Below are 4,978 nucleotides of genomic sequence, written 5' to 3'. Positions count from 1 at the left end.
CGTCGAGGACGCGCAGACCGGCTACGTCGGTGCGGTGGTGCGCGTCGAATACGGCCGGATGGAGCTCGAGGACCGGCATGGCCGCCGGAAGCCATTCCCGGTTGGCCCGGGATATCTCGTCGACGGCAAACCGGTGATCCTGACCGCACCGCGACGTCCGGCCGCCACCGCGCCCGCCCGCACCGCGTCGGGCTCGGTGGCGGTGACTGCAGGACGCGCCCGCGTGGCCCGGACCGGCCGGATCTACGTGGAGGGCCGTCACGACGCCGAGCTCGTCGAGCAGGTGTGGGGCGACGATCTGCGGATCGAAGGAGTGGTAGTCGAGTACCTCGGTGGTGTTGATGATCTGGTCGGCGTTGTCGAGCAGTTCCGGCCAGGCCCGATGCGACGCCTGGGCGTGCTGGTCGACCACCTGGTACCCGGTTCCAAGGAATCCCGGCTGGCCGAAGCGGTGCGCCGCGGCCCCGGCGGCTCGGACACCCTGGTCGTCGGCCATCCGTTCGTCGACATCTGGCAGGCCGTCAAACCGGCCCGGCTGGGTCTGGCGGAGTGGCCGGTCATCCCACGCGGGACGGACTGGAAGCACGGGATCTGCCAGGCGCTGGGCTGGCCGCACGCTGACCAGGCCGACATCGCCGCGGCGTGGCGGCGCATCCGCGGCCGGGTCAGGGACTGGACCGACCTCGACGCGGCGCTGATCGGGCGGGTGGAGGAGTTGATCGACTTCGTCACCCAGCCGTGACGACCTAGGGTGTCGCCGGCGCGATCGGTCCTCCGGACAGCCGACGGTAGGTGTACACCTGGACCAGCAGCGCGATCGGGCCGGTCGCGAGAATGCCGACGCCGCAGGCGAACAAGCCCACCACCACCAGCAGACCCTGCACCAGGAAAGACAGCAGCGTCTCGCCGACATGCGCCCGGACGGTGTCGAAGCTGGCCTTCAGCGCATCGATCGGCGCCAGCCCGCGATCCGTCGCATACGCGATCGTGAACAGCGCGAAGAACGTGAAGACGGCAATCAACACAAACGACAACAACGCGAACAGGAAGCCGGGCAGCGATAGCAGATCCAGGACCGCGCTGATCACACTGAGCAGCGCGCCGGCCAGAATCACCGTGCCGAAGTTGCGCGGCTTGAAGAACGAGCCCACGGTGACCGGTCTGCCATCGGCGAGGTCGAGCCCGCCGGACAGGAACCCGGCCTGCACGAAAATCCCGAAAACGAACGACACGATGGACAGGACCAGCGTGCCGACCGTGCCCAGACCGGCCTGGAATGACGCGCCGTAATCGCCGTCGACGTTCGTGGTGTCGGCCGTCGCGCCACCCAGCAGGACGAACACCAGGCCATGCACGACCACGCCGATCACGCCGTATACCAGCGCCGCGAGGACCAGCGGGCCAAGATTCTTCTTGAACTTATTGCCGGCCCATGAGGTCGCCTCACCGATGCTGAACCCCGACCCGGGCGGCGGTCCGTAGCCCGGAGCCGGCGGATAGCCGGGAGGGGGCCCGTAGCCAGGCGGCGGAGGGTAGCCGGGGGGAGGCCCGTAGCCGGGTTGCGGCGGCGGCCCGTATCCGGGAGGTGGCGGGGGTGCGCCATACCCCGGCGGCGGCCCGTAGCCGGGCTGCGGCTGTCCCGGGGGTGGTCCATACCCCGGTGGCGGTCCAGGCGGAGGGCCGTAGCCGGGTGGCGGCGGGTAGTCGCCCGGATTGGGGTTACCCCCGTACGGGTCGTGTGGGTTGCCAGGGTGCTCCGGAGGGTGGCTCATAGCCGCTCCTGCCTCGTCGTTGGGGAGTTGTCCGGCGTGCGCTTTCGAGAACTTAGCAAGTATTGGGCGGCGGCGCTGAGAGCTCACACTGCGCGCCGTCGTGTCGTGTTGACGTGGTATGCCTGACACGTGTCCGACGGTCTGTTCGACGTCCCCGACGTGGCCGAACTTGGCGAGGGCGCGCACGGCGGGTCTGCCGGCGCGCCGCTGGCGGTGCGGATGCGCCCGGCCAGTCTCGACGAGGTGGTGGGGCAGGATCACCTGCTGCAACCCGGTTCGCCGCTGCGGCGCCTGGTCGAGGGTTCGGGTATGGCGTCGGCGATCCTCTACGGCCCGCCCGGCAGCGGCAAGACCACGCTGGCATCCCTGGTCTCGCGGGCCACCGGACGCCGGTTCGAGGCGCTCTCGGCGCTGTCGGCCGGGGTCAAGGAAGTCCGCGCGGTGATCGACACCGCACGACGCGCCGCCGCGCACGGCGAGCAGACCGTGTTGTTCATCGATGAGGTGCATCGCTTTTCCAAGACCCAGCAGGACGCGTTGTTGGCCGCCGTGGAAAACCGGGTGGTGCTCTTGGTGGCGGCGACGACGGAGAATCCCTCGTTCTCCGTCGTCGCGCCGCTTCTGTCAAGGTCGCTGATCCTGCAACTGCAGCCGTTGTCCGCCGACGACGTCCGCGCGGTCGTGCACCGCGCGATCGACGATCCGCGTGGCCTGGGCGGCCAGATCCCGGTGACGCCGGAGGCCGTCGACCTGCTGGTCCGGTTGGCCGCCGGCGACGCCCGCCGCGCGCTGACCGCGTTGGAGGTGGCGGCCGAGGCGGGCGAGCAGGTCACCGTCGAAACCATCGAGCAGTCGCTGGACAAGGCCGCGGTTCGCTACGACCGCGACGGCGATCAGCACTACGACGTGATCAGCGCCTTCATCAAGTCGGTGCGCGGCTCGGACGCCGACGCCGCACTGCACTACCTGGCCCGAATGCTGGTCGCCGGCGAGGACCCGCGATTCATCGCCCGCCGGCTGATGATCCTGGCCAGCGAGGACATCGGGATGGCCGACCCGATCGCGTTGCAGACCGCGGTCGCGGCCGCGCAGACCGTACAGCTGATCGGCATGCCCGAAGCCCAGCTGACCCTGGCGCACGCCACGATCTACCTGGCGACCGCACCCAAATCGAACGCCGTGACGACGGCGCTGGGCGCCGCGATGGCCGACATCAAAGCGGGCAAGGCGGGGTTGGTGCCGCCGCATCTGCGCGACGGGCACTATTCGGGCGCCGCGGCGCTGGGCAACGCCCAGGGCTACAAATACTCCCACGATGACCCGGATGGCGTTGTGCCACAGCAGTATCCACCCGACGAGGTGGTCGGCGTCGACTACTATCGGCCCACCGGCCGCGGCGCCGAGCGCGAGATCGGCACCCGGCTGGAGAAGCTGCGCGCGATCATCCGACGCCGGCGCGGCTAAAGGCCCGGCAAGCAGTTGACGAACGGGATGAGTCCCGGGCACTGCTGGGCGATGTTCGGCGGATTCGCCGGCGGGGGAGGCGGCGGGATCGGCGTCGGAAACAGATTGGGTCCCTCCCAGTAATGGGCCGGAGCCTTCGTGCGCACGTCGTATTCGAAGTAGTAGGTGTGGCAGACGCCCATGTCCCACACCAGGTCGGTATCCGCCCGCGGCGGGTCATTCGGCATGGCCTGTCCGGGGCACCACTGGAATGGTCCGTATTTGTAGGCCTGGGCGATGCCCGCACCCGGTCCGAGAACGGCCAGCGCCAGACCGCCGGGCAACAACACAATGGCTGCCAGCCGGGCAAATCCTCGCTTCATGGAGTGACGGTATGCCTGGCAGACCAGGTGTGTGCCGCGATCTCACAAGATCAGGTGCGCGGCTACTGAAGCACCGACTGCATATGCGCCATCACTCGCTGACCAGGGCGGGCGGTGATATCGCCCGCGATGCGATTTCGGAAAAGGGTCTATCCCACCCTCAGTGACTGCTGTTGTTGATGGTGCTGTCGGGATCCGAATGTTTCAGCCAGTCGGCCAGCGACCGACCCGCGTCCAGCACATGGCGCTCGGCGATGTGGCGGGCCTTGTCGGCGTCTCGATCGGCGAGCGCGGACACCAGCGCCGCGTGCTCCTCCAGCGCGTTGTGCTCGTGCTCGGGGAACATCGCGAAGTAGTTGGAGGGGACCACCCGGACGGCCTGACGAATCTGCGCCATCAGCCGTCGCGAATGGGAGGCCCGGTGAATCTCGCGGTGAAAGTTCCAGTTCGCGTCGACGATCGCGCCCTCGCCGGCGTGCGCCTCGAGGTCGGTGGCCAGTGTCCGCAAGCGCTCGATGCCGTCCGCGGTGACCCGCTCGGCGGCCCACGCGGCGGCCTGACCCGTCAGCACGCCCAGAATCGTGAAGCTGTCCAGGACGTCCTCCGGGCTCATGCCGATCACCGTGATTCCGCTGCGCGGCGCGACGCGCACCAGCCCGTCGTAGGACAGCTCCAGCAGAGCTTCGCGTACCGGCGTGCGGCTGGTGGCGAATTCCTTGGTGATCGCGTCGAGGTCGAGCCGGGTGCCGGCGGGCAGCGCACCGGTGAGGATGCGATCGCGTAGCTCGCGCGCAGCGCGTTCGCGCACCGTCCCGGCGATATCGACGCCATCGTTCGGGGCCATGACCTGACCTTAGGGCTGTTGGGAAGCTCTCACTTGAAATCTAATATATCAGATGTTAGACATCAGTTATGACTTCACGACAGATGTCCCTCGTCGCTTTCATGCAAGCCGGCAGCACCTCGGTGTACGCGGGCTCGTGGCGTCACCCCGCCACCGAGCACGGTTACCTCGACGCCTCGTACTACGCCAAGATCGGCAGGCAACTCGAAGAAGGTTGTTTCGACCTGATGTTCTTCGACGATCGGCTCGCCATGCCCGGGATCTATGGCGGCTCGGTCGCCGATGCCGTCAAATACGGCGCGCGGCCAGTCAAGCTGGACCTGTCAATCGTGTTGGGTGTGCTCGCGCAGGCGACGTCGCACATCGGCCTGGGCGCGACGGGTTCCACCACCTATTACACGCCGTTCCACATCGCGCGCACCTTCGCCACGCTCGATCACCTGTCCCGCGGCCGGGCGGCCTGGAACATCGTCACCTCGGTCAACGACAGCGAGGCCCAGAACTTCGGGCTGGAAACGCATCTGGGTCACGACGCC

At 68.3% G+C, this 4,978-nt stretch carries 6 protein-coding genes; 3 read left to right on the top strand and 3 right to left on the bottom strand.

Annotation, left to right across the window (positions count from 1 at the left end):
• Positions 1 to 742: DUF3097 family protein (locus tag VN856_RS08340; protein ID WP_325687935.1), on the top strand; the 742-nt coding region annotated here is incomplete at its 5' end.
• Positions 743 to 746: 4 nt separating this feature from the next.
• Here the strand turns inward: VN856_RS08340 and VN856_RS08335 are convergent.
• Positions 747 to 1,772 (bottom strand): hypothetical protein, encoded by a 1,026-nt coding sequence (locus VN856_RS08335; protein ID WP_325687933.1) that lies wholly within the window; start codon positions 1,770 to 1,772, stop codon positions 747 to 749.
• A 129-nt stretch (positions 1,773 to 1,901) separates the two neighbouring features.
• Between VN856_RS08335 and VN856_RS08330 the strand changes: the two genes are divergently transcribed.
• Positions 1,902 to 3,236 carry a replication-associated recombination protein A gene (locus VN856_RS08330; protein ID WP_325687931.1) on the top strand — a complete coding sequence of 445 codons (1,335 nt, stop codon included), beginning with the start codon at positions 1,902 to 1,904 and terminating at the stop codon, positions 3,234 to 3,236.
• On the opposite strand, the gene VN856_RS08325 is transcribed toward VN856_RS08330, so the two are convergent.
• Together VN856_RS08325 and VN856_RS08320 are read right to left on the bottom strand one after the other, a co-directional pair.
• Positions 3,233 to 3,598, bottom strand: coding sequence for a hypothetical protein (locus VN856_RS08325; RefSeq protein WP_325687929.1), 366 nt, complete (start codon positions 3,596 to 3,598; stop codon positions 3,233 to 3,235). The two genes, VN856_RS08330 and VN856_RS08325, sit on opposite strands and share 4 nt — an antisense overlap.
• A 160-nt stretch (positions 3,599 to 3,758) precedes the next feature.
• A complete protein-coding gene (locus tag VN856_RS08320) occupies positions 3,759 to 4,442 on the bottom strand; it encodes a GntR family transcriptional regulator (RefSeq protein ID WP_325687927.1) in 684 nt (227 codons plus the stop codon).
• 68 nt (positions 4,443 to 4,510) lie between these two features.
• On the opposite strand from VN856_RS08320, the gene VN856_RS08315 reads away from it, so the two are divergent.
• The coding region (locus tag VN856_RS08315; protein ID WP_325687926.1) for an LLM class flavin-dependent oxidoreductase at positions 4,511 to 4,978 on the top strand (468 nt) is incomplete at its 3' end.

Source organism: Mycobacterium sp., from assembly GCF_035603715.1.
GTDB lineage: Bacteria > Actinomycetota > Actinomycetes > Mycobacteriales > Mycobacteriaceae > Mycobacterium.
The sequence above is the reverse complement of the archived record's forward strand: the minus strand, read 5'-3'. Positions and strand labels throughout refer to the sequence as shown.

Bases quoted from the DNA above. Each gene is read 5' to 3' on its own strand.
- VN856_RS08325 (WP_325687929.1), bottom strand. From the start codon at position 3,598: ATGAAGCGAGGATTTGCCCGGCTGGCAGCCATTGTGTTGTTGCCCGGC.
- VN856_RS08320 (WP_325687927.1), bottom strand. From the start codon at position 4,442: ATGGCCCCGAACGATGGCGTCGATATCGCCGGGACGGTGCGCGAACGC.
- VN856_RS08335 (WP_325687933.1), bottom strand. From the start codon at position 1,772: ATGAGCCACCCTCCGGAGCACCCTGGCAACCCACACGACCCGTACGGG.